Below are 22,022 nucleotides of genomic sequence, written 5' to 3'. Positions count from 1 at the left end.
ACGTCCCGATTCCCACCGGCAAACAACACCTTACCGTCACAGATTAGCGGCTAAGCTTGTCTCCATGGATGACTCCGACTACCTGCGCCTGCTTACCATCCAGGCCGAACAAGCCAACGCGTTCCTGTCCAATGCCCGCAAATGGGAGCGTGAGCGTTGGGTCTGCCAACGCCTGCTGCAAGGGCTGAACATTCCCTACCGCAACGAAGACTTTACCCCCGCCGGGCAAGAGCCGCCCGACGTGCTGTTTCGCGATGCGGCGTTCGAGGTGTTTTTCGTGCTCGATGAAGGCCGCCGCCTCAACGATGAGTGGCGCGAAGAGCTGCAGCGCCGGCGCAGTGCCTTTTCCCTCAGCCAGCTGGTGCGCCGCGAGGCGCGGCCGCGGCGGATCAGCGCCCAGGAGCTGCTGGTGCGCCTGGCGCCGACCCTGCGCAAGAAGGCCCACAACTACCGTGAGCGCGGCCTGGAGCTGAACGAGCTGGACATCATTGCCTTCGCCAGCCTCAAGCGCGAAGTGCTCGACCTCAACAGCCACTTTCCGCCGCCCACCGAATACCTGCGCCAGGGCTGGCGCTCGCTGTCGCTGGTGGGGCCGACCTTTGCCCGGGTGTTGTTCGCCCACCCCGACGCGCCGGATTTTCTACGCGGTAACCTGGGGCGCAGCATCGTCTTCGATGTGGGGATCAGTCTTTGAGCCAGTGCCGAGAGTCTTTGCAATGGCGTACACTCGGCGGCAGAGATAGAAAGCATTATCATTCGTTATCGAGACCCTGCGCGAACCCTGTAGCCTTTGCGCAGTCACAAGCGTCTACCTGACGAGGCCCACCATGACCAGCCGCCTGAATCCAGAAGATCAGCGTCGCGTCGATGAGTATCTCAAAGCCCCTCAGCACCAAGTTGAGCGCAAGCCGTTCCGGCCCTTGCTGCTCCTCGGTGTGGTGGTGGCCGTGACCATCGGTCTGGGCCTGTTGAGCCGTTTGCTGAGTGGACTGGTGCTATGAGCTGCCTTGCGCTCGCCCTCCGCCCTGCTTCGGCGCCGCCCCTCAGGGGCAAGCATTCGTTTAACCTTATGAGAGTTCTCCATGACACATCGCATCGTGATTGTCGGCGGCGGCGCCGGCGGCCTGGAACTGGCGACCCGCCTGGGTAAAAGCCTGGGCAAACGGAAAAAGGCCGAGATCACCCTGGTCGACGCCAACCTGACGCACATCTGGAAGCCGCTGCTGCACGAAGTGGCCGCCGGCTCGTTGAACTCGTCGGAAGACGAGCTCAACTATGTGGCCCAGGCCAAGTGGAACCACTTCAACTTCCAGCTCGGCCGCATGAGTGGCCTGGACCGTGAGAGCAAGCAGATCCAGCTGGCGGCGACCCTCGACGAAGACGGCCGCGAGCTGCTGCCTGCGCGCACCCTGGGCTATGACAGCCTGGTGATCGCGGTGGGCAGCAACACCAACGACTTCGGCACCCTGGGCGCGGCGCAGCACTGCCTGTTCCTGGATACCCGCAAGCAGGCCGAGCGCTTCCACCAGCAACTGCTCAACCACTACCTGCGTGCGCACGCCGGCGACGTGGCGAGCGAGAAGATCAGCGTGGCCATCGTCGGGGCCGGCGCGACCGGCGTCGAACTGGCGGCCGAGCTGCACCACGCGGCGCATGAGCTGGCGGCCTATGGCCTGGACAAGATCCAGCCGCAGGACATGCACATCACGATCATCGAGGCCGGCCCGCGCGTGCTGCCGGCGCTGCCTGAGCGGATCAGCGTGCCGGTGCACAAGACCCTGGAAAAGCTCGGCATCACCGTGATGACCAATGCCTCGGTCAGTGAAGTGACTGAAGACGGCTTGAAGACGGCCGGTGGCGATGTCATCCAGGCCAGCCTCAAGGTGTGGGCGGCGGGGATTCGTGCGCCGGCCTTCCTCAAGGACATCGATGGGCTGGAGACCAACCGGATCAACCAGTTGGTCGTGCGGCCTACCCTGCAGACGACGCTGGACGACGATATCTTCGCCTTTGGTGACTGTGCGGCGTGCCCGCAGCCGGGCAGCGACCGCAATGTGCCACCGCGTGCGCAGGCGGCGCACCAGCAGGCTTCGATGCTGGTGAAGAGCTTCCAGGCGCGGTTGGACAACAAGGAGTTGCCGACTTACGCGTATAAGGATTACGGCTCGCTGGTGTCGCTGTCGCGGTTCTCGGCGGTGGGTAACCTGATGGGTAACCTGACCGGTAGCGTGATGCTCGAAGGGTGGCTGGCGCGGATGTTTTATGTGTCGCTGTACCGGATGCACCAGATGGCGCTGTATGGGCTGTTCCGGACCCTGATGCTGATGTTGGGTAGCCGGATTGGGCGCGGGACCGAGCCGCGTCTGAAGTTGCACTGATCGGCTGAAGATTGCTGGGGGCGCTATGCGCCCCTTCGCGGGCAAGCCCGCTCCTACAGGTCCAGCGCAAGGCTCAAGGCCAGCGACCACCCTGTAGGAGCGGGCTTGCCCGCGAAGGGCTGCGCAGCAGCCCCAGGATCTACCTGACCACGCGATAGCTGCTCTGCACAAAGCCACTCTCGAACGTCGTCGTACGCAGGTGCTGCAACAGCACATCCCGCGCCAGCTCGCCAAACAGCGGAATCCCGCCCCCCAGCAGCACCGGAATATGGGTGATGGTCAACTCATCCACCCTGCCCTCACGCAAGAACCCCTGAATCAACTTGCCGCCATCCAGGTACAGGCTTTTTGCGCCCGTCGCCGCCAGATGCTCGAGCAACGCTGATATCGGCCCCGCATGCAGCTCGACGCCCTCCCCCAGCCCCGCCGGTAACGCCGTCAGCGAGCCGCTGAGCACCACCACGCGCTTCTGTGGATAAGGCCACTCACCAAACGTCAGCACCTTGTCGAACGTGCCACGCCCCATCACCAACGTATCGACGCTGGCCATGAACGCCGCATAGCCATGATCGTCAGTGGAACTGGTGGCGCCCATCAGCCAGTCAAGGCTGCCGTCTTCGCGGGCAATGAAGCCATCCAGGCTGGTGGCGATGAAGACGCTGGTTTTCAAAGACATGACAAAGCTCCCTTCAGACATCTCCGAAGGCTAGCAAGGTAGGCGGGATAAAATCGAGACAAAAGAAAAAGGGCATCTCAGTCGAGATGCCCTCTTTACATGGTGGGTCGTGTAGGATTCGAACCTACGACCAATTGGTTAAAAGCCAACTGCTCTACCAACTGAGCTAACGACCCGGAAAATGGTCGGGGTGAGGGGATTCGAACTCCTGACATCCTGCTCCCAAAGCAGGCGCGCTACCGGACTGCGCTACACCCCGAAATTGGCTCCGCGACCTGGACTCGAACCAGGGACCCAATGATTAACAGTCATTTGCTCTACCGACTGAGCTATCGCGGAACTAAAACTTCGATCTTCCGATCCCGAAGGCTGTTTAAGCTTCGGTCCCTTTGACTTACCGCATCGCTGCGTTGTTGTCTCTGAGGCCGGCTATTCTACATCCTTCGTTTTGCTTGTCAACCCCTAATTTGCTTTCAAGTTACTGATTTGCAAACTGTTTTCAGATCGTCGTTACCGCTGGCGATCTGCTTAGTGGCTGACAGCGGGGCGTATATTAGGAGCACTCGATTCTAGATGCAAGCATAAATTTCAAAATTTTCATGAGGTTAGCTGGAAGGCCCTATTTCCGGGGTTTTGCGGGGGGTTGAAGGTCGCTGTCGCGGGGCAAGCCCGCGCCCACGCAGCCCGCTTTGGCAGAAAAAGTGATGCGTGGCAGCGAGTTCGCCTCGTAAAAAAGCCTTCGCCAAGCGCAAAAAAATCAAAAAACGCCGCCTGAAAATCAAAAAACACTGCGAGAAAACCAAAAACCCGCCCAAAAAAATTAGAACAGCGCGCAAAAAAAAAGCCCCGCATGCGCGGGGCTTAATTTTATTTATCAGGCAAAGACGATTTCTTCGCCCTCGACCTTGGCGGTGATCGCCGACCCTGGCAAGAATTCGCCCGCCAGGATCAACTGCGCCAACGGGTTTTCGATCCAGCGCTGGATCGCCCGCTTCAAGGGCCGTGCGCCATACACCGGGTCGTAACCGACCGCGATCAGCTTGTCGATCGCTTCCGGGCTCAAGCTCAGGCTCAGCTCGCGCTCGATCAGGCGGCTGCGCAGGCGGCCAAGCTGGATCTCGGTGATACCGGCGATCTGCTCGCGGCCCAGCGGCTCGAACACCACCACTTCGTCGATGCGGTTGATGAACTCCGGACGGAAGTGGCTACCCACCGCGTCCATCACCGCCGCACGCTGTGCCTCGCGATCACCGACCAGCTCCTGGATCTGCGCCGAGCCCAGGTTGGAGGTCATCACGATGACCGTGTTGCGGAAGTCCACGGTACGCCCGTGGCTGTCGGTCAGGCGGCCGTCTTCAAGCACTTGCAGGAGCACGTTGAAGACATCCGGGTGGGCCTTCTCCACCTCGTCCAGCAGCACCACCGCGTACGGCTTGCGACGCACCGCCTCGGTCAGGTAACCGCCCTCCTCGTAGCCGACGTAGCCTGGTGGGGCGCCGATCAGGCGAGCCACGGAGTGTTTCTCCATGAACTCGGACATGTCGATGCGCACCATGGCCTCTTCGGTGTCGAACAAAAACTCCGCCAGGGCCTTGCACAGTTCGGTCTTGCCGACGCCGGTCGGGCCAAGGAACAGGAACGAGCCGCTGGGCCGGTTGGGGTCGGACAAGCCCGCACGCGAGCGACGTACCGCGTTGGCCACGGCCGTGACCGCTTCGCTCTGGCCGATCACCCGCTGGTGCAGCAAGTGCTCCATCTGCAGCAGCTTCTCACGCTCGCCTTCGAGCATCTTGGACACCGGGATGCCGGTCCACTTGGAGACCACTTCGGCAATTTCTTCCTCGGTGACCTTGTTGCGCAGCAGCTGGTTCTCGGTCTTGCCGTGCTGGTCGACCATCTGCAGGCTGCGCTCCAGGTCCGGGATCACCCCGTACTGCAGCTCGGCCATGCGGCTGAGGTCGCCTTTGCGCCGGGCAGCCTCGAGCTCCTGGCGGGCTTGCTCGATCTTTTGCTGGATCTGCGCCGAGCCCTGCACTTCGGCTTTCTCGGACTGCCAGATCTCTTCGAGGTCGGAGTATTCACGTTCGAGGCGCTCGATTTCTTCGGTGAGCTTCTCGAGACGCTTCTTGGCCGCCTCGTCTTCTTCTTTCTTCAGTGCCTGGGACTCCACCTTGAGCTGGATCAGGCGCCGGTCGAGGCGGTCGAGCACTTCCGGCTTGGAGTCGATCTCCATGCGGATGCGGCTGGCCGCTTCGTCGATCAGGTCGATGGCCTTGTCGGGCAACTGCCGATCGGTGATGTAGCGGTGGCTGAGCTTGGCCGCAGCAATGATCGCGCCGTCGGTGATGGCCACCTTGTGGTGCACCTCGTAGCGCTCTTTGAGGCCGCGCAGGATGGCGATGGTGTCTTCCTCGCTCGGCTCTTCGACCAGCACCTTCTGGAAGCGTCGCTCGAGCGCCGCGTCCTTCTCTATGTACTGGCGGTACTCGTTGAGCGTGGTGGCGCCGACACAGTGCAGTTCGCCACGGGCCAGGGCCGGCTTGAGCATGTTGCCGGCGTCCATGGCGCCCTCGCCTTTGCCGGCGCCGACCATGGTGTGCAGCTCGTCGATGAACAGGATGATCTGGCCTTCCTGCTTGGACAGCTCGTTGAGCAGGCCTTTGAGGCGCTCTTCGAACTCGCCGCGGTACTTGGCACCGGCGATCAGCGCCCCCATGTCGAGGGCGAGCAGGCGCTTGCCCTTGAGGCCGTCAGGCACTTCGCCATTGATGATGCGCTGGGCCAGGCCTTCGGCGATGGCGGTCTTGCCCACGCCAGGCTCGCCGATCAGCACCGGGTTGTTCTTGGTCCGGCGCTGCAGCACCTGGATGGTGCGGCGGATTTCGTCGTCACGGCCGATCACCGGGTCGAGCTTGCCGTCTTCGGCGCGCTTGGTGAGGTCGACGGTGTACTTGTCCAGGGCCTGGCGCGACTCTTCGGCGTTGGCGTCATTGACCGCCGCGCCGCCGCGCAGGTGGGTAATGGCGTTTTCCAGGGCCTTCTTGCTGATGCCCTGACCGAGCAGCAGCTTGCCGACCTTGCTGTTCTCGTCCATGGCGGCGAGCAGCACCAGTTCACTGGAGATGAACTGGTCGCCCTTCTGCTGGGCCAGGCGATCGGCCTGGTTGAGCAGGCGCGCCAGGTCCTGCGACATGTTGACGTCGCCGGTGGGGTTCTGGATCTTCGGCAGCTGGTCGAGCTCTTTGCTCAGCGCCGTGCGCAGGCTGTTGATGTCGAAGCCGACCTGCATCAGCAGCGGCTTGATCGAGCCGCCTTGCTGGTCGATCAGCGCCTGCAACAGGTGCTGCGGCTCGATGGCAGGATGATCCATGCCAACGGCCAGGGATTGAGAGTCGGATAACGCCAATTGCAGCTTGCTGGTTAATCGGTCTATTCGCATGGGGATACCTTCCTAATAGGGGCAGGCCGGAGCGATGGACACACCTGATGAAGAAACCTGCCAGAGATAACCAATAGATTGGGCTGATTGTGAGAGATTCAAGCGTAGCGGGGTTGACCGAGGTCAGTAATGCAAATGCCTGAGATGACCGTTTGGCCGTTGGGGCTGCTGCGCCGCCCATCGCCGGCAAGCCAGCTCCTACAAGGACCGCGTCGTTCTGAACATCGCCGCGGTACCTGTAGGAGCTGGCTTGCCGGCGATGGGCCGCAAAGCGGCCCCAAGTGGATCAGCGCGGCTCGAGCCAGACCAGCGAGGCGAAGCGCCCACCCTGCGGGGTGCGGCGATAGGAGAAGAAGCGTGGGTCGCTGACCGTGCACAGGCCACCGCCATAAACAGCAGTGACCCCACGCGCTGCCAGGCGAATACGCGCCAGCGCATAAATGTCGGCCAGCAGCTTGTCAGGGCGCCCACCGGGCACAAAGGCGCCAGCGGCCTCGGGGTGTACGGCGGTAAACGCATCGCGCACTTCCAGGCCGACCTCGAACGCTTGCGGCCCGATCGCCGGGCCCAGCCAGACGAGCACCTCGTCAGCCGGCAGCGCCAGCCGGTCCAGGGTCGCTTCGAGCACGCCACCGGCCAACCCGCGCCAGCCGGCATGGGCTGCCGCTACGCGGGTACCGGCGCGGTCACAGAACAGTGCAGGCAGGCAGTCGGCGGTCATCACCGTGCAGGCGATACCCGGCTGGTCGGTCCAGCTGGCATCGGCCTCGGCGACCACGGCCGGGTCAGCGTCCGCCACGACCAGGCCGTGCACTTGCGTGAGCCAGGCCGGACGAATAGAGAACCGATCACTCAAGCGCCGCCGGTTCTCGGCAACCGCCGCTGGGTCATCGCCCACATGGTCACCCAGGTTGAACTGCTCATACGGCGGCAGGCTGACCCCACCCTCGCGGGTAGTGACGCAGGCGCGCACCGAGGCCGGGGCCGGCCAGTCGGGGCGCAGCAGCTGCGTCAGACCGTTCATCCGATAAAGCTGCCGCGGTCCTGCTTGAGCAGCGACAGCAACCAGACGAAGTCATCCGGCAGGGGCGATTCCCACTTCATCACCGCACCGGTGATCGGGTGCTTCAAGGCCAGGAAGCGCGCATGCAGGGCTTGCCGCGGGAAGGTCTTGAGGGCATCGACCATGGTCGCGCTGGCGGCTGGCGGAATCCGGAAGCGACCGCCGTAGGTCGGGTCACCGACCAGCGGGAAGCCCACGTGAGCCATGTGCACACGGATCTGGTGGGTACGGCCGGTTTCCAGCTTGACCCGCACATGGGTGTGCGAACGGAACCGCTCCAGCACGCGGTAGTGGCTGACCGCGGACTTGCCGCCTTCAGTCACTGCCATGCGCTGACGCTGGCCACCGTGGCGGCCGATCGGGGCGTCGATCTTGCCCCCCGCGGTCACCACGCCGATCACGATGCACTCATAGATGCGGCTGACCAGGCGGCTCTGCATCTGCTCGACCAGCTTGGTCTGCGCCTGCAGGGTCTTGGCCACCACCATCAGGCCGGTGGTGTCTTTGTCGAGGCGGTGGACAATACCCGCACGCGGCACGTTGACGATATCCGGCACGTGATGCAGCAAGGCATTGAGCAGGGTGCCATCGGCGTGACCCGCAGCCGGGTGGACCACCAGGCCGGTCGGCTTGTTGATCACCAGGATGTGCTCGTCTTCATAGACGATGTCCAGTGCGATGTCCTGGGCGATCCACTCGCCCTGGGCCTCCTGCTCTGCCTCGAGGGCGAGAATGGAGCCACCATGGACGGTGTCGCGCGGACGCACGACCTGGCCATCTACCGTCAAGCGGCCGTCTTTGATCCAGGAGGACAGGCGCGAACGCGAGTACTCGTCGAACAGTTGGGCGGCGACCTGGTCGAGGCGTTGACCGCCCAATTCGGACGGTACCTCTGCGCTAAGTTGAATGATCTCGGACATGCTCGATTCGGCGGGCGCACAGCCTTTGGTTTCAACTGCGCGCTTGTGGTTAAATACGGCTTCTTTTGCCCCGGGGTATGCCGGGGGCGCTCATCATAACAGGACGGCACCGCCCAAGACAGCGGCCGTCAAAGGACGCAAGCCGCCATGCAAGTGAAACACCTGCTGCTGATCGCCATCCTCGGGCTCACCGCTGCCTGTTCCTCGAACAAGGAAGTGATTGACGAAAACCTCAGTGAAGCCGAGTTGTACCAGCAGGCGCAGGCCGATCTGGACAACCACAGCTACACCAGCGCCGTGGGCAAGCTCAAGGCCTTGGAGTCGCGCTACCCGTTCGGCCGTTACGCCGACCAGGCCCAGCTCGAGCTGATTTACGCCAACTACAAGAACTCCGAGCCAGAGGCCGCCAAGTCCTCTGCCGAGCGCTTTATCCGCCTGCACCCGCAGCACCCGAACGTCGACTACGCCTATTACCTGAAAGGCCTGACCTCGTTCGACCAGGACCGCGGCCTGCTGGCGCGCTTCCTGCCGCTGGACATGACCAAGCGTGACCCGGGTGCCGCCCGCGACTCGTACAACGAGTTCGCCCAGCTCACCAGCCGCTTCCCCAACAGCCGCTACGCGCCAGACGCCAAGCAGCGCATGATCTACCTGCGCAACCTGCTGGCCGCCTACGAGATCCACGTTGCCGACTACTACCTGAGCCGCCAGGCTTACGTGGCCGCCGCCAACCGTGGCCGCTACGTGGTCGAGAACTTCCAGGAAACGCCGTCCGTCGGCGACGGCCTGGCCGTCATGGTCGAGGCTTACCAGCACATGCACCTGGACGAGCTGGCCGCCACCAGCCTGGAAACCCTCAAGCTCAACTACCCGAACCACCCGAGCCTGGTCGACGGCAGCTTCGAGCCCAAGCAGGACGATGCCGAAGGCCGTTCGTGGCTGTCCAAGGCGACCCTGGGCCTGATCGAAACCGAAACCCCGTTGCCGCCGGGCGAGACCCGCGCCAACCAGGACGTGGTGCGCCAGTTCAAGGATGCCCGCGACGAAATGCCGGTCGACCTGCTGCCAAAAGACGAAAACGGTGACCCGGTCCTGCCGGCAGGCCCGAAAGAAGCCGAGCAGAGCCGTTCGTGGTTCAGCTACGCGACCTTTGGTCTGTTCGACTGATCCCGCGCGCTGCATGAGAAAGGGAGGCCTAGGCCTCCCTTTTTTCATGCCCGCGCCCTAGACTGTCAGCTCTATTTCTCGACAAGCTGGACACCATGGTTCGCCTACTTTTCTGGATCGCCCTGATCGCCGCCGCGTTCTGGCTGTGGCGCAAGTTCAAGCTCAGCCAGCAATCACGCCCTGAGCAGCGGCTCGACGACCCGCTGAAGATGGTCCGCTGCGCCCACTGCGGCGTGCACCTGCCCAACGACCGCGCCTTGCACCGTGGCGGCGAGTGGTACTGCAGCCCCGCGCACCTGGAGCAAGGGCCTGGCGATCAGCGTTGATTGCCCGAGGCTGTGATTGGGGCTGCGACGCAGCCCCAAGATGTTCCCCGTACATATCCCTGCCCGACCCTTCTGCTTCATTTACGACCCCTCCCCCGCCGCCACCATTGACCCGCCCGAGCAAAATTCGCTAAATCCTATTTATCCGCATAAATATGAAAAATAGCCCTCATGCTCAAACCCAAGCGCAAACGGCAAAAGCTCTCCGACATGATCGTCGAGTCGGTCAAGCGCTCGATCGTTACCGAGGCGCTGCACCCGGGTGACCGCCTGCCCACCGAGCGCGAGCTGATGGAGCACTTCGAATGCTCCAAGGGCACCGCCCGCGAAGCGCTCAAGGCGCTCGAGGTCGAGGGCCTGGTCAGCACCCGCACCGGCCCTGCCGGCGGCGCATACCTCAATGAAGTCGGCACCGAACCGGCCAGCCGCGCCCTGCGCAACTACCTGCACTTCCAGCACCTGGACGGCGAGCAGGTGTACCAGCTGCGCAAGGTCATCGAGGTCGAGCTGGCGGTGTCGGTGATGGGCCTGCTCAGCGACGACGACTACAGCGCGCTGCAAGCCAACATCGATTTCTGCAGCACCCCGGAAGACAGCGAAGAAGGCCAGCGCGAGCAGCGCCTGGCCGAGATCGAGTTCCATACCCTGCTCGCCCGCCGCTGCCGCAACCCGCTGCTGAGCTTCATGGCGGTGTTTCTCAACGACCTGCTGCGCGACCTGGTGGTGCTGAAAAAAGCCTACCTGCCCAAGCGCCAGGCGTTCGCCGCCGCCAACATCGACTACCACAAGCAACTGTTGCTGGCCCTGCGCGCCAGCGACGAACCCGCCGTACGCCGCCTGATGCACGAGCACATGTGCGACGCCGAGCACCACATGACCGCGCTGGAAGGCGAAGTCGCCCGCAACTTCCTCCTGGAGTTCCCCCACCACCCTTGATGTGCCTGGACAGAGGCCTGCACACAGGCCCGGCCGTACCCGCTTTGTCATTGCCACTCCTGCCTAATAACCACAACCAAGGAGTTACTCATGCAAAGACGTACCCTGCTCAAAGCAGGCCTTGCCCTGGGTGCCCTCGGCAGCCTCCCCCTCGGAGCGCACCGGGCATTCGCCGATGAACCGCTGACGTTCTATGGGCTCAAGTCCATGTCCGGGCCCTTTGCCAGTTATGGCAAGTACGCCGACATGGGGTCGCGCCTGGCCATCGCCGAGCACCCGCAACTGCTCGGCCGGCCACTGAAGTACAAGGTCATCGACACCGAGGGCAATGCTGGCAAGGCGGTACGCAAGGTTCAGGAAGCCATCGGCCAGGATGGCGCACGCTTCTTCCAGGGTTGCACCCTGTCGTCCTCGGCGCTGGCGGTGTCCAAGGAGATCCACAAGGCCGGGGGCGTGTTCATGACCCCGGTCGGTGCCGACGAAATCACCGGCAAGGACTGCAACAGCTCGACCTTCCGCTGGTCGGTGCCGACCTACGGCGCCATCCGCGAAACCCTGGTGCCGCTGATCAAGCTGCTGCCCGAGGCCAAGCGCTGGTACACCATCACCCCGCAATACGTGTTTGGCGACGCCCTGCTCGACAACGCCCGCAAGGTCTTCGCCGAGCACGGCATCGAGCACATCGGCAACAGCTACCACTCGTTGCAGGAGCAGGAGTTCTCCGGCTACCTGACCAACGCGATCGCCTCCAAGCCCGATGTGCTGGTGCTGCTCAACTTTGGCAGCCAGTCGTCCAACGCGCTGCGCCAGGCGGTCAACTTCGGCATCAAGGAGCGGATGAAGATCCTCCTGGTGTGGTCGGCCGGGCTCGACCAGTTCCAGGAGCTCGGCAGTGATGTGCTCGAAGGCGTGTACCTCGGCGCGCAGTACTGGCACCAGGTCGACACCCCACTCAACCGCGAGCTGGTCGCGGCCACCCGCAAGGCCTATGGCATCAACCCCAATTACCCGCTGGCCGCCGACTACATCGGCACCCGGGTGATGCTCGAGGCCATCGTCAAGGCCGCCAGCCTCGACGGCGCCGCCGTGTCCCAGGCCCTGCAGGGCATGCGCTTCCAGGGCCCGACCGGCGAGGAGCTGATCCGCCCCGGTGATCACCAGGTGCTCAAGGATTACTACCTGCTGCGCGGCAAGGCCCAGGCGCAGATGCGCGACGAGGATGACCTGGCCGAGGTGCTCAGCGCCGGCCGCTCGTTCGTCGAGGCCGATCACAGCGGTTGCACACTGGCCTGAGCCACGGCGCCAGCCCCCTTTCTACACACATGCAGGCGCGCGGCGCGCTGCAGAGGGCACCTTCATGCTCGATTTGTACCTGTTCCAGCTACTCAACGGCCTTGGCCTGGGGATGATCTACTTCCTGATCGCCGTCGGCCTGACGATCATTTTCGGCTTGCTCAACTTCGTCAACTTCGCCCACGGGGCGTTCTTCGTGCTCGGCGCCTACCTGTGCTACACGGCCGTGGCGCTGACCGGCAACTTCTGGCTGGCCCTGCTGATTGCGCCCCTGGCCGTGGCGGCGCTGGCCTGGGCGGTCGAGCGGGTGCTGATCAAACGCATCTACCACCTGCCGCACACCTTCCAGATCCTCGTCACCCTGGGCATCGCGCTGATCATCCAGGAAGCCTCGGTGCTGATCTGGGGCCCGGTCGGCAAGCACATCGCGGTGCCGCCGGAGCTGCGCGGGGTGCTGATCGTCGGCGACTTCATCTACCCGTACTACCGACTGTTCCTGATCGGCTTTGCCGCCTTGATCGGCCTCGGCCTGTGGCTGCTGCTGGAGCGCACGCGCTTCGGTGCGCTGGTCCGCGCCGGCAGTGAGAGCACCGAAACCGTGTCGCTGCTGGGCACCAATATCTTCCGCCTGTTTTCCCTCACCTTCGCCCTTGGCGTCGGCCTGGCCGGGGTCGCCGGGGTGCTGTTCGCGCCCTTGCGCGGCGCCCAGCCGTTCGTCGGCCCGGAGATCCTCGGCATCGCCTTCGTGGTGGTGGTGATCGGTGGCATGGGCTCGTTCGGCGGCGCGCTGGTCGGCGGCCTGCTGGTGGGTGTGGTGCAAAGCATGATGACCAGCCTCTGGCCACAAGGCGCCAGCCTGATGATCTACGGCGCGATGGCGGCGGTGATCCTGGTACGTCCCTACGGCCTGTTCGGGAGAGCATGAACATGACTGAGAAAAATCCATTGGCCGTGGCCAAGGGGCATGGCCCGGCCCTGCTGCTCCTGCTGATCGTCAGCCTGATCGGCCTGCCGCTGATCCTGCCGTCGGCCACCCTGGCCACCGAGATCCTTATCTTCGGCCTCGCCGCGCTGGCCTGTAACCTGCTGCTGGGCTACACCGGGCTGCTGTCGTTCGGCCAAGGCATCTTCTTTGGCGCCGGGGCCTACGGCGCGGCGCTGCTGATGATCCACCTGCACTGGGGCATGCTCGGTGCGCTGCTTGGCGCGGCGCTGTTCGGCGCGTTGCTGGCGTTGCTGGTCGGCGCCCTGGCGATCCGCCGCAAGGGCATCTACTTCGTCATGCTGACCCTGGCCTTCAGCCAGATGGCGTACTTCCTGGCGTACACCCTGAGTGGCTGGACCGGTGGCGACAACGGCCTGCTCGACGTACCGCGGCCAAACATCGAGATCGCCGGCCACGTGCTGGTCGACCTCGCCGACCCCAGGCACTTCTATGTGTTCGTCGCTGTGGTGTTCCTGCTGATCTTCGCCGGGGCCTTGCGGGTGATCCGCTCGCCGTTCGGCAGCACCCTGCTGGCGATCCGCGAGAACGAGACCCGCGCCGCCGCCATCGGCTATGACATCCGCCACTTCAAGATCCTCGTGTTCATGCTCTCGGGCGCCATCACCGGCATCGCCGGGGCGCTCTACGCGATGCTGCTGCACTTCGCGCCGCTGTCCAACATCGACCTGATGATGAGCGAGAACATCCTGATCATGACCATTGTCGGCGGCACTGGCTCGCTGTTCGGCTCGCTGCTCGGTGCCGGCGCCATCGTCGTGCTCGGCGATGTGCTGTCGGAACTGTGGCCGCGCTGGCTGATGCTGCTGGGGGTGATCCTGATCCTGGTGGTGGTGTTCATGCGCGGTGGCCTGTGGGGCGGCCTGGCCGACCTGGTGAAGCGCCTGAAGCCCTCGCGCTCCGTCGATGGCAAGACCAAGGAGACCCTGGAATGAGCGACTACCTCCTGGAAACACGCAACCTCGAACTCGCCTACGGCCCGTTCCACGCGGTCGACGGGGTCGACCTCAAGGTCCGCGCCGGCACCATCCACACCGTCATCGGCCCCAACGGCGCCGGCAAGACCAGCCTGTTCCACTGCCTGACCGGCGAGCGCCAGGCCACCGCCGGCAAGATCCTCTTCAATGGCCAGGACATCCTGCGCAAACCGTCCCACGGCCGAGTCGCGCTGGGCATGGCGCGCTCGTTCCAGCTCACCAGCCTGTTCCAGAATCTCAGCGTGCGCGAAAACCTGCGCCTGGCCGCGCAAGGCCGCGACGGCCTCGGTGCCCTGAACTTCTGGCGCAGCGTCGAGCACAAGCGCAGCCACTGGGACACCGCCGACCGGGTGCTGGAGCGGCTCAAGCTCAATGGCCGCGCCGAGACCCTGGCCGGCGAGCTGTCGCACGGCCAGCAGCGGGTGCTGGAAGTCGGCATGTCGATCTGCGCCAAACCGACCTTGCTGATGCTCGACGAGCCCACCTCGGGCATGGGCATTGATGATATTCCGCTGATGACCGAGCTGATCAGCGACCTGGGCCGCGACCACACCGTGCTGTTGATCGAACACAACATGAGCATCGTCATGTCGATCAGCCAGCGCATCACTGTCATGAGCCACGGCCAGATCCTGGTCGAGGGCACCCCGGACCAGGTGCGCAACGATGAGCGCGTGCGCACCGCCTACCTTGGAGAGGCCGCCTGATGCTGACCGTCGATTCGATCCACTCCTACTACGACAAGAGCCACGTGCTCGAAGGCGTCTCGCTGAAGGTCGAGGCCGGTGAACTGGTGACGCTGCTCGGGCGCAACGGCGCCGGCAAGACCACCACCCTGCGCAGCATCCTGGGCATCGTCCGCCCGCGCCAAGGGCAGATCCACTTCAACGGCCAGGCACTGGTCGGCCGCGAGATCTTCGATATTGCCCGCCAGGGTATCGCCCTGGTGCCCGAGCATCGCGGCATCTTTCGCCAGCTCGACGTCGAAGAAAACCTCAAGATCGCCGCACGCAAGCACAGCCGCTGGCAGCTGGAGGACGTCTACAGCATGTTTCCGCGGCTCAAGGAGCGTCGCCGCAACAACGGCTTCGCGCTGTCGGGCGGCGAGCAGCAGATGCTGGCCATCGCCCGTGCCCTGCTCAATGGTCCGAAACTGCTGATTCTCGACGAGCCCACCGAAGGGCTGGCACCGGTGATCGTCGATGAGCTGGTGAAAATCCTCCGGCGGATCAAGGACGAAGGCCTGTCGATCCTGCTGGTGGAGCAGAACCTCAAGGTCTGCGACGCGCTGGCCGACCGTCACTACGTGCTCGAACAAGGCCGGGTGGCCTACCAGGGCAGCGCCGAACAGTTTCGCGCCGACCCGAGCATCAAGAACCGCTACCTGGCCCTGAGCGCCTGAAGGAGAACGACCATGAACACCCGTATCGATCCCTCGCAGCACCTGCTCGGCCAAGACGCGCGGGTCAGCCGCGAACGCCTCTGGCAATCGCTGATGGACCTCGCCCGCCTCGGCGCCACGGCCAAGGGCGGCGTGTGCCGGCTGGCCCTGACCGACCTCGACCGCCAGGCCCGCGACCTGTTCGTGCAGTGGTGCACCGAGGCCGGTTGCACAGTCAGCGTTGACGCCATCGGCAATATCTTCGCCCGCCGCCCCGGGCGCAATCCGGCGCTGCCGCCGGTGATGACCGGCAGCCATATCGACACCCAGCCCACTGGCGGCAAGTTCGACGGTTGTTACGGGGTGATGGCCGGGCTGGAGGTGATCCGCACGCTCAACGACCTGGGCCTGAGTACCGAAGCGCCCTTGGAAGTGGTGGTGTGGACCAACGAGGAAGGTTCGCGCTTCCCGCCGTGCATGATGGGTTCGGGGGTGTTCGCCGGTAAGTTCGGCCTGCAGGAGACCCTCGACAAGCGCGACGACCAGGGCCTGTCGGTGGGGGCCGAGCTCGAGCGCATCGGTTATGCCGGCCCGCGCGTGCCGACCGGGCATCCGGTCGGGGCGTACTTCGAGGCGCATATCGAGCAGGGGCCGGTACTGGAAGACCTGCGCACCACCATCGGCGTGGTCCAGGGGTGCCTGGGGCAGAAGTGGTTCGACCTGGTGCTGACCGGCGTCGAAGCCCACGCCGGGCCAACCCCGATGCGCCTGCGCAAGGACGCCCTGGTCGGCGCTGCCGAGGTGGTCGCTGCGGTCAACCGCATCGCCCATGCGCACCAGCCGCACGCCTGCGGCACGGTCGGTTGCCTGAGCGTGCACCCCGGTTCGCGCAACGTCATCCCTGGCCAGGTGCAGATGACCATCGACCTGCGCCACCTTGATCCCGCGCACCTCGACGCGATGGTCGCCGAAGTCCGCGAGGTCATCGAAACCAGCACCGCCAAGCACGGCCTGAGCTTCCAGCTGACGCCGACTGCCGACTTCCCCCCGCTGTACTTCGCCGACGCCTGCGTCGACGCGGTGCGCCAGGGCGCGCGCGACCTGGGCCTGAGCCACATGGACATCGTCAGCGGCGCCGGCCACGATGCGATCTTCGTCGCCGAGCTGGGGCCTGCGGGGATGATCTTCGTGCCATGCGAGGGCGGCATCAGCCACAACGAAATCGAGAACGCCGCGCCGCAAGACCTCGCCGACGGCTGCGACGTGCTGCTGCGGGCGATGTTCCAGGCCGCCAACCAGGGAGCCCAATGAGATGACTGGCAAGACTGCGATCGGTGAATTCACCGCTGTCGAACTGCTCGAACTGTACCGCCAGCGCCAGCTGTCTCCGGTTGAGGTGATCGACGACGTGCTGGCGCGCATCGACCGCCACAACCCGGCCGTCAACGCTTACTGCCATGTCGACGGCGAGGGCGCCCGGGCGGCGGCCCGCGCCAGCGAACAGCGCTGGCAGCATGGCCAGCCGTGCGGCAGGCTGGACGGTGTGCCGGCGTCGATCAAGGACCTGACCCTGACCCGCGGCATGCCCACCCGCAAGGGCTCGCTGACCACGTCGGCCGCAGGCCCGTGGGACGTGGACGCGCCGTTCAGTGGGTTCATGCGCGAGGCCGGTGCAGTGCTGGTGGGCAAGACCACGACCCCCGAGTTCGGCTGGAAAGGCGTGACCGACAACCCGCTCTATGGCATCACCCGCAACCCGTGGGACACGCGCCTGACCGCAGGCGGCTCATCGGGCGGCGCGGCAGCGGCGGCAGCGCTCAACCTCGGTGTGCTGCACCAAGGCAGCGATGCCGGCGGCTCGATCCGCATCCCCTGCGCGTTCACCGGTACCTTTGGCATCAAACCGACATTTGGCCATGTGCCGCAGTGGCCGGCCAGCGCCATGACCCTGCTGTCGCACTTGGGGCCGATGACACGCACGGTCGACGACGCGGTGCTGATGCTCGATTGCGTGGCCCGGCCGGACCCGCGTGACGGCCTGGCCGGCGCACCGCGCCAGCGGCCCTGGCTGCCGGCGGAGCAAGACCTGAGCGGGCTGCGCATCGCCTACAGCGCCGACTTCGGCTATGTGCAGGTCGACCCGCAGATCCAGGCCCTGACCGCCCAGGCGGTGCAACGCCTGGCCCGGCTGGGGGCGCAGGTGGAGGAAGTCGACCCAGGCTTTGCCGATCCGCTGGAGACCTTCAATACCTTGTGGTTCGCTGGCGCGGCGCGGCTGGCCGGCCAGCTGTCGGACGCACAGCGTGAGCTGCTCGATCCTGGGTTGCGCTGGATTGCCGAGCAAGGCGCAGATATCAGCCTCAGCCGTTATACCGAGGCGCTGGAGGCGCGGGCTGAACTGGTGGCGCGGATGAACGCCTTCCATCAGCGCTATGACGTGCTGGTGTCGCCGATGATGCCGATCGCCGCGTTCGCCGCCGGGCACAACGTGCCGCCGGGGTCGGGGATGGCGCAGTGGATGGAATGGACGCCGTTCAGCTACCCGTTCAACCTGACCCAGCAGCCGGCCGCTTCGGTGCCGTGCGGGTTTACCCGGGAAGGCTTGCCGGTGGGGCTGCAGGTGGTCGCCGGGCGGTTTGCCGATGAGCAGGTGCTGCGGGTGTGCAAGGTGTATGAGCAGCATTACCCGAGCCGGCATTTGCAGGCCCCGAACGTAGCCTGAGGCCCAGGCTGATGCTTGTGCTGCTAGCGCTGCCCTCTTCGCGGGTAAACCCGCTCCCACAGGGGCCGCCGCAGTCCACCCTGTGGGAGCGGGTTTACCCGCGAAGAATTCACCTGGGTTTCAGCCCAGACGCCCGGCCGGGGCATAGGGCGCAGGGTCGATGATCGGCTCGGCGCCGGTCAGCAGGTCGCTAAACAGCTGGCACGAAGCCGGCGCCAGCACCAGCCCATTGCGGTAGTGCCCGCAGTTCAGCCACAGCCCATCATGCCCCGGCACCGGCCCAATGTACGGAATGCCTTCCGGCGACCCCGGCCGCAACCCGGCCCAATGCGCCACCGGCGTTGCATCTGCCAGCCCCGGCAACAACTCTACCGCCGACGCCTTCAGGCTCGCCAGGGCATCCTCGGTCGGCGTCTTGTCATAGCCCGCATGTTCCAGGGTGCTGCCGATCAAGATATGACCATCGCGCCGCGGGATCGCATAGCGCCCTTTCGCCAGGACCATGCTCGGCAGGAAGTCTTCGGCGCACTTGAACAGGATCATCTGCCCTTTCACCGGCTCGACCGGCAATTCCAGCCCCAGCGTGCGCAACAGGTCACCGCTCCAGGCGCCCGCGCTGAGCACCACGTCGTCCGCCTCCAGCACGCCGTCGGCCGTGTGCACGCCGGTGATCCGCCCGCCTTGCTGGCGGAACCCGCTGATCTGGCAATGCTCGCGCAGGGTCACGTTGGGCAGCGCCAGCAGCGCCGCCTTCAGCGACTTCACCAGGCGCGGGTTGCGCACGTTGGCCACCCCGGCCATGAAGATCGCCCGCTTGAACCCGGCGCCGAGTACCGGCACGGCGTCATAGGCCGCAGAGATATCCACAGCGCTGAGCGGGCGTTGCTCACGGGCGGCCCAGGCCAGCGCTTCGGCCTCGTCGTCGAGGTCCAGCCAGTACAGGCCGGTGGTGTGCACTTCAGGGTCGACGCCGGTGCTGGCGAACAGGCGCTCGCCGAGCTGTGGATAAAAATCCTGCGACCAGTGCGCCAAGGCGGTCACTGCGGCGCTGTAACGCCAAGGATAGAGCGGCGAGACGATCCCGCCGCCGGCCCAGGACGATTCACGGCCGACCTCACCCTGGTCGCACAGCACCACCCGGTCGACCTTTGCCGCCAGGTTGAACGCAGTCAGCAGGCCGATCACCCCACCGCCGACAATCACTACTTGCTTGCTCATCTGTCGATCCAACACCTGAAAAAACCGAGATAACCCCCGTCAACCGCCCCAGCAGCGCTGCGTGTCGCCCTGGCTGCCGGGATTAGCGCGCACGCCGGCCTGGTCGAGCGCGAAGTCGCCGCAGCGGTCGTCTGCCATGAAGCCCCGTGGCAAACGCCTGGCGAGCAACCGGAAGCTGTCGATGTCGCGCTGCGCCTGCAGGCTGTAATAGCGGCTGCCGGCAGGCAAGGGCACGGGCGCAAGGTCGCTGTCGGCATACTGCCCGGTGCGCGCATGCTGGCGCTCCAGACGCAGGGCGGCATCCTGCAGCAGGCCGGCCACCTCGCTGCGCGCGGCACGCCGAAGCTGGTCGCTGTAACTGGGGTAGGCAATGGCTGCCAGCATGCCGGTCACGGCCACGACAAGCAACAACTCGATCAGGCTCAGGCCTTGCTGCATGTCAGGGCTCCTGCACGCGCTGCCGCCAGAGGATCCTCTGCGGCGGCTGATGGGGTTGCACGGCATAGACCGCCTCCAGGACGTGCCGTGCTCGCACTTGCTGGCTGACGGCGGTGACTCGGTAGAGGGTGACCGGGGTGCCCTCGGGCACGTGGGCAGCCTGGCTGCTCGCGCCCAGGTTCTGCAGCAGGAACCAGCCGTCCGCCGTGGCCTGCCAGGCGCCTTGCTGGCCGCCGAGCGCGTGCGGGTCGTCCGGGGGCAGGCAGTGCTGGCACGCGACGGGTGGCGCCAGCGCCAGCTGCGCCGCGCCGGCGTGCAGGGTCGCTTCGGCCTGCTCCAGCGCCTGGGCATTGGCCAGCAACAGGCTGGCCATGCGGGTCTGCAGCAGGGCCTCGGTCAAGGCCGATGCGGCAAGCAACCCGAGCAGCAGGCTCAGCACGAGGGCGATCAGCAGGACCATGCCGCGCTGAGGCTTCATGGCGCCGGCAGCCTGTTGCGCAGTGCGACGCTGATCGCATGGTGTTGCTCGATCGCGTGGTGCCGGTCGAACAGCACCAGCCGCACATCGACCCGCTCCCCCGCCGCCATCGGCACCCGCGTTGCGTGCAGGCTGAGGACGTTGTCGATCAGCGGCTGCGGGGTGCCCCTGGCCTCGCGCTGCAGCCGCGCGGCCCTCAATGTGTAGGTGACCCGGCTGACCGGCAGGGCCAGGGTCTGTTGATCGCCCGGCTGGACCCCGGCCTTGACCTGCACCCAGCTGCGGCAGTCGGTCAACACCGTCCACTCGGGCCGGCTGCCGCTGCCCGGCAGTTGCCCGACGATCAGGCTCAGGCGCTGGCCGCCCTGGGTAATCAGCAGCGGCGTGGCGAACGCACTGGCCGCCGCCGGATCCTCGAAGCTGTCGTCGTCCAGGCGCAGGCAACCGAACATGCCAGCCATGCGGATATCCTGGGCCATGCGTTGCAGGGCCAGGCGCGCATCCTCCTGCAATTGCGCCACCACGCCCTGCAGGCGCCAGGCCTGCACGGCGGAGACGAACACCTGGCTGGCCGCCGCTAGCAGCATCAGGCCCACGGCCAGGGCCAGCAGCCCCTCCAGCAGACTGAAGCCCGGCTGGCGCGCGCTCACGGGCGGCCCTGCAATCGGATGCCGGGAGGCGCCGGGGCACGGGCGTCTGGCCAATCGATCTGCACCACCAGCCGTGCGCCGGCGCGGCTCACCCTCCCCTGCGCCTGGTCACCCAGCACCTCACGGACCTGCCGTTGCCATTGCAGCAGCTCGCCTGATTGCAACCCTCCAGCCGCCCTTGCCCGCTCCAGCAGGCCCTGGGCCAGGTGCGTGGCCTGACTGTCGCGGCGGGCGCTGTCGGTCGCCTGCAACGCGCGTACCTGCAACACCGCGGCGGCGAGCACGCCGAGCGCCAGCACCGCGAGGCCCAGTATCACCTCCAGCAAGGTCATGCCCCGCGCCTTCGTTCGCATCCGTGCGTCCTCTTGGGAAACGTCCCGCGCGCTGTCGGTAACTCCGCCGACTGGACCGCTTGCCCGGGGTACTCGACGCTACAGCGAAGCACGTTCACGGAGGAATGCACGGTGCGGCAACAGGGCGTAACACTGATACAAATGATGTGTGCACTGGCCATGGTCGGGCTTCTGGCACAGCTGGGGATGCCGTCCTACGCGGCGCTCAGCCAGGACCTGCAGCGGGCGGCCGTCGCCAGGGACCTGCTGCACACCCTGCGCGCGGCGCGCAGCCACGCCCTGCTGCAACAGCAAGCGGTGCGGGTGCAGCCGATCGATCAGGACTGGGGGTTGGGCTGGCAAACGCTGCAGGCGAGCGACGGCCGACTGCTGCGCGAACAACGCCTGGGCGGTGGCGTGCAGATCGTCGGTAATCTACCCGAGGGGGTGAGGTTCAGCGTGCAGGGGGTGACGATGCGCAGCGCCACGGTCTGGCGCGGAGGGACGATTGAAATCTGTGCGCACAGCGCCGGTGCGCAGCGGCGCCAGGTGATCCTGGCACCCAGCGGGCGGGTGCGCCTGAGCACCAGCATGGCCGCAAAGCCACTGTGCCCAGGCCGCTGAA

At 65.4% G+C, this 22,022-nt stretch carries 23 protein-coding genes and 3 tRNA genes; 14 read left to right on the top strand and 12 right to left on the bottom strand.

What is annotated here, in order from left to right; genetic code table 11:
• The first annotated feature begins 64 nt into the window (after positions 1–64).
• From CCOS865_RS04560 to CCOS865_RS04550, 3 genes are all read left to right on the top strand, one after another.
• On the top strand, positions 65–694 hold the full coding sequence (locus CCOS865_RS04560; RefSeq protein ID WP_119138311.1) for a DUF1780 domain-containing protein: 630 nt from the start codon (positions 65–67) through the stop codon (positions 692–694).
• A gap of 133 nt (positions 695–827) precedes the next feature.
• Positions 828–1,001 (top strand): DUF3094 family protein, encoded by a 174-nt coding sequence (locus CCOS865_RS04555; protein WP_119138309.1) that lies wholly within the window; start codon positions 828–830, stop codon positions 999–1,001.
• Positions 1,002–1,082: 81 nt separating this feature from the next.
• The gene (locus CCOS865_RS04550) at positions 1,083–2,378 is read left to right on the top strand and encodes an NAD(P)/FAD-dependent oxidoreductase (protein WP_119138307.1); all 1,296 of its coding nucleotides are present in this window, start codon (positions 1,083–1,085) and stop codon (positions 2,376–2,378) included.
• Between the two features lie 139 nt (positions 2,379–2,517).
• Here the strand turns inward: CCOS865_RS04550 and CCOS865_RS04545 are convergent, their stop codons facing one another.
• From CCOS865_RS04545 to rluD, 7 genes are all read right to left on the bottom strand, one after another.
• Complete coding sequence (locus tag CCOS865_RS04545) at positions 2,518–3,054, bottom strand: dihydrofolate reductase family protein (protein WP_119138305.1); 537 nt, start codon at positions 3,052–3,054, stop codon at positions 2,518–2,520.
• Between the two features lie 100 nt (positions 3,055–3,154).
• Positions 3,155–3,230 (bottom strand) — tRNA-Lys (locus CCOS865_RS04540).
• 6 nt (positions 3,231–3,236) lie between these two features.
• Positions 3,237–3,313: transfer RNA gene (locus CCOS865_RS04535), tRNA-Pro, on the bottom strand.
• Positions 3,314–3,317: 4 nt separating this feature from the next.
• Positions 3,318–3,393 (bottom strand) — tRNA-Asn (locus tag CCOS865_RS04530).
• A gap of 535 nt (positions 3,394–3,928) precedes the next feature.
• Positions 3,929–6,493: an ATP-dependent chaperone ClpB gene (clpB, locus tag CCOS865_RS04525; RefSeq protein ID WP_119138303.1), complete on the bottom strand. Its 2,565-nt coding sequence runs from the start codon at positions 6,491–6,493 to the stop codon at positions 3,929–3,931.
• Positions 6,494–6,779: 286 nt separating this feature from the next.
• Positions 6,780–7,517 carry a peptidoglycan editing factor PgeF gene (pgeF, locus tag CCOS865_RS04520; RefSeq protein ID WP_119138301.1) on the bottom strand — a complete coding sequence of 246 codons (738 nt, stop codon included), beginning with the start codon at positions 7,515–7,517 and terminating at the stop codon, positions 6,780–6,782.
• Complete coding sequence (gene rluD, locus CCOS865_RS04515; RefSeq protein WP_119138299.1) at positions 7,514–8,476, bottom strand: 23S rRNA pseudouridine(1911/1915/1917) synthase RluD; 963 nt, start codon at positions 8,474–8,476, stop codon at positions 7,514–7,516. The genes pgeF and rluD overlap by 4 nt, the downstream gene beginning before the upstream one ends.
• Before the next feature lie 147 nt (positions 8,477–8,623).
• On the opposite strand from rluD, the gene CCOS865_RS04510 reads away from it, so the two are divergent.
• From CCOS865_RS04510 to CCOS865_RS04465, 10 genes are all read left to right on the top strand, one after another.
• Entirely contained in the window at positions 8,624–9,643 is a 1,020-nt protein-coding gene (locus tag CCOS865_RS04510; protein WP_119138297.1) for an outer membrane protein assembly factor BamD, read from the top strand.
• Positions 9,644–9,738: 95 nt separating this feature from the next.
• Positions 9,739–9,969, top strand: coding sequence for a PP0621 family protein (locus CCOS865_RS04505; protein WP_119138295.1), 231 nt, complete (start codon positions 9,739–9,741; stop codon positions 9,967–9,969).
• A gap of 171 nt (positions 9,970–10,140) precedes the next feature.
• Positions 10,141–10,905: a FadR/GntR family transcriptional regulator gene (locus CCOS865_RS04500; RefSeq protein ID WP_119138293.1), complete on the top strand. Its 765-nt coding sequence runs from the start codon at positions 10,141–10,143 to the stop codon at positions 10,903–10,905.
• A 90-nt stretch (positions 10,906–10,995) separates the two neighbouring features.
• Positions 10,996–12,198: an ABC transporter substrate-binding protein gene (locus CCOS865_RS04495; RefSeq protein WP_119138291.1), complete on the top strand. Its 1,203-nt coding sequence runs from the start codon at positions 10,996–10,998 to the stop codon at positions 12,196–12,198.
• Between the two features lie 64 nt (positions 12,199–12,262).
• Positions 12,263–13,123: a branched-chain amino acid ABC transporter permease gene (locus CCOS865_RS04490; RefSeq protein ID WP_119138289.1), complete on the top strand. Its 861-nt coding sequence runs from the start codon at positions 12,263–12,265 to the stop codon at positions 13,121–13,123.
• A gap of 2 nt (positions 13,124–13,125) precedes the next feature.
• Positions 13,126–14,136: a branched-chain amino acid ABC transporter permease gene (locus tag CCOS865_RS04485; protein ID WP_119138287.1), complete on the top strand. Its 1,011-nt coding sequence runs from the start codon at positions 13,126–13,128 to the stop codon at positions 14,134–14,136.
• Positions 14,133–14,885 (top strand): ABC transporter ATP-binding protein, encoded by a 753-nt coding sequence (locus tag CCOS865_RS04480; protein WP_119138285.1) that lies wholly within the window; start codon positions 14,133–14,135, stop codon positions 14,883–14,885. The genes CCOS865_RS04485 and CCOS865_RS04480 overlap by 4 nt, the downstream gene beginning before the upstream one ends.
• Complete coding sequence (locus CCOS865_RS04475) at positions 14,885–15,580, top strand: ABC transporter ATP-binding protein (RefSeq protein ID WP_119138283.1); 696 nt, start codon at positions 14,885–14,887, stop codon at positions 15,578–15,580. Before CCOS865_RS04480 ends, CCOS865_RS04475 begins: the two co-directional genes overlap by 1 nt.
• Before the next feature lie 12 nt (positions 15,581–15,592).
• Positions 15,593–16,870: a Zn-dependent hydrolase gene (locus CCOS865_RS04470; protein WP_119138281.1), complete on the top strand. Its 1,278-nt coding sequence runs from the start codon at positions 15,593–15,595 to the stop codon at positions 16,868–16,870.
• A gap of 1 nt (position 16,871) precedes the next feature.
• A complete protein-coding gene (locus tag CCOS865_RS04465; protein WP_119138279.1) occupies positions 16,872–18,281 on the top strand; it encodes an amidase in 1,410 nt (469 codons plus the stop codon).
• 120 nt (positions 18,282–18,401) lie between these two features.
• Here the strand turns inward: CCOS865_RS04465 and thiO are convergent, their stop codons facing one another.
• The 5 genes from thiO to CCOS865_RS04440 are packed head-to-tail and all read right to left on the bottom strand — an operon-like array spanning position 18,402 to position 21,418.
• On the bottom strand, positions 18,402–19,499 hold the full coding sequence (gene thiO / locus CCOS865_RS04460) for a glycine oxidase ThiO (protein ID WP_119138277.1): 1,098 nt from the start codon (positions 19,497–19,499) through the stop codon (positions 18,402–18,404).
• A 39-nt stretch (positions 19,500–19,538) separates the two neighbouring features.
• The gene (locus tag CCOS865_RS04455) at positions 19,539–19,937 is read right to left on the bottom strand and encodes a type IV pilin protein (RefSeq protein WP_119138276.1); all 399 of its coding nucleotides are present in this window, start codon (positions 19,935–19,937) and stop codon (positions 19,539–19,541) included.
• Between the two features lies 1 nt (position 19,938).
• A complete protein-coding gene (locus CCOS865_RS04450) occupies positions 19,939–20,415 on the bottom strand; it encodes a hypothetical protein (RefSeq protein WP_119138274.1) in 477 nt (158 codons plus the stop codon).
• Positions 20,412–21,065 (bottom strand): PilW family protein, encoded by a 654-nt coding sequence (locus CCOS865_RS04445; RefSeq protein WP_119138272.1) that lies wholly within the window; start codon positions 21,063–21,065, stop codon positions 20,412–20,414. Before CCOS865_RS04445 ends, CCOS865_RS04450 begins: the two co-directional genes overlap by 4 nt.
• Positions 21,062–21,418 (bottom strand): type IV pilus modification PilV family protein, encoded by a 357-nt coding sequence (locus CCOS865_RS04440; protein WP_119138270.1) that lies wholly within the window; start codon positions 21,416–21,418, stop codon positions 21,062–21,064. The genes CCOS865_RS04445 and CCOS865_RS04440 overlap by 4 nt, the downstream gene beginning before the upstream one ends.
• A 144-nt stretch (positions 21,419–21,562) precedes the next feature.
• Between CCOS865_RS04440 and CCOS865_RS04435 the strand changes: the two genes are divergently transcribed.
• Positions 21,563–22,021: a GspH/FimT family pseudopilin gene (locus CCOS865_RS04435; RefSeq protein ID WP_415842646.1), complete on the top strand. Its 459-nt coding sequence runs from the start codon at positions 21,563–21,565 to the stop codon at positions 22,019–22,021.
• The last annotated feature ends 1 nt before the right edge of the window (position 22,022 follow it).

Origin of the sequence: Pseudomonas reidholzensis (assembly GCF_900536025.1) — a bacterium.
GTDB lineage: Bacteria > Pseudomonadota > Gammaproteobacteria > Pseudomonadales > Pseudomonadaceae > Aquipseudomonas > Aquipseudomonas reidholzensis.
Note: the sequence above shows the minus strand (reverse complement) of the source record. Positions and strands in the feature narration are given on the sequence as shown.

Excerpts from the sequence above, each read along its gene's own strand:
- CCOS865_RS04440 (WP_119138270.1), bottom strand. The coding sequence starts at position 21,418 with ATGCGAACGAAGGCGCGGGGCATGACCTTGCTGGAGGTGATACTGGGC.
- CCOS865_RS04475 (WP_119138283.1), top strand. The coding sequence starts at position 14,885 with ATGCTGACCGTCGATTCGATCCACTCCTACTACGACAAGAGCCACGTG.
- CCOS865_RS04480 (WP_119138285.1), top strand. The coding sequence starts at position 14,133 with ATGAGCGACTACCTCCTGGAAACACGCAACCTCGAACTCGCCTACGGC.
- pgeF (WP_119138301.1), bottom strand. The coding sequence starts at position 7,517 with ATGAACGGTCTGACGCAGCTGCTGCGCCCCGACTGGCCGGCCCCGGCC.
- CCOS865_RS04560 (WP_119138311.1), top strand. The coding sequence starts at position 65 with ATGGATGACTCCGACTACCTGCGCCTGCTTACCATCCAGGCCGAACAA.
- CCOS865_RS04485 (WP_119138287.1), top strand. The coding sequence starts at position 13,126 with ATGACTGAGAAAAATCCATTGGCCGTGGCCAAGGGGCATGGCCCGGCC.
- CCOS865_RS04495 (WP_119138291.1), top strand. The coding sequence starts at position 10,996 with ATGCAAAGACGTACCCTGCTCAAAGCAGGCCTTGCCCTGGGTGCCCTC.
- CCOS865_RS04450 (WP_119138274.1), bottom strand. The coding sequence starts at position 20,415 with ATGAAGCCTCAGCGCGGCATGGTCCTGCTGATCGCCCTCGTGCTGAGC.
- CCOS865_RS04465 (WP_119138279.1), top strand. The coding sequence starts at position 16,872 with ATGACTGGCAAGACTGCGATCGGTGAATTCACCGCTGTCGAACTGCTC.
- CCOS865_RS04545 (WP_119138305.1), bottom strand. The coding sequence starts at position 3,054 with ATGTCTTTGAAAACCAGCGTCTTCATCGCCACCAGCCTGGATGGCTTC.
- CCOS865_RS04490 (WP_119138289.1), top strand. The coding sequence starts at position 12,263 with ATGCTCGATTTGTACCTGTTCCAGCTACTCAACGGCCTTGGCCTGGGG.
- CCOS865_RS04435 (WP_415842646.1), top strand. The coding sequence starts at position 21,563 with ATGTGTGCACTGGCCATGGTCGGGCTTCTGGCACAGCTGGGGATGCCG.
- CCOS865_RS04455 (WP_119138276.1), bottom strand. The coding sequence starts at position 19,937 with ATGCAGCAAGGCCTGAGCCTGATCGAGTTGTTGCTTGTCGTGGCCGTG.
- CCOS865_RS04550 (WP_119138307.1), top strand. The coding sequence starts at position 1,083 with ATGACACATCGCATCGTGATTGTCGGCGGCGGCGCCGGCGGCCTGGAA.
- CCOS865_RS04505 (WP_119138295.1), top strand. The coding sequence starts at position 9,739 with ATGGTTCGCCTACTTTTCTGGATCGCCCTGATCGCCGCCGCGTTCTGG.
- clpB (WP_119138303.1), bottom strand. The coding sequence starts at position 6,493 with ATGCGAATAGACCGATTAACCAGCAAGCTGCAATTGGCGTTATCCGAC.
- rluD (WP_119138299.1), bottom strand. The coding sequence starts at position 8,476 with ATGTCCGAGATCATTCAACTTAGCGCAGAGGTACCGTCCGAATTGGGC.
- CCOS865_RS04555 (WP_119138309.1), top strand. The coding sequence starts at position 828 with ATGACCAGCCGCCTGAATCCAGAAGATCAGCGTCGCGTCGATGAGTAT.
- CCOS865_RS04470 (WP_119138281.1), top strand. The coding sequence starts at position 15,593 with ATGAACACCCGTATCGATCCCTCGCAGCACCTGCTCGGCCAAGACGCG.
- CCOS865_RS04500 (WP_119138293.1), top strand. The coding sequence starts at position 10,141 with ATGCTCAAACCCAAGCGCAAACGGCAAAAGCTCTCCGACATGATCGTC.
- CCOS865_RS04510 (WP_119138297.1), top strand. The coding sequence starts at position 8,624 with ATGCAAGTGAAACACCTGCTGCTGATCGCCATCCTCGGGCTCACCGCT.
- thiO (WP_119138277.1), bottom strand. The coding sequence starts at position 19,499 with ATGAGCAAGCAAGTAGTGATTGTCGGCGGTGGGGTGATCGGCCTGCTG.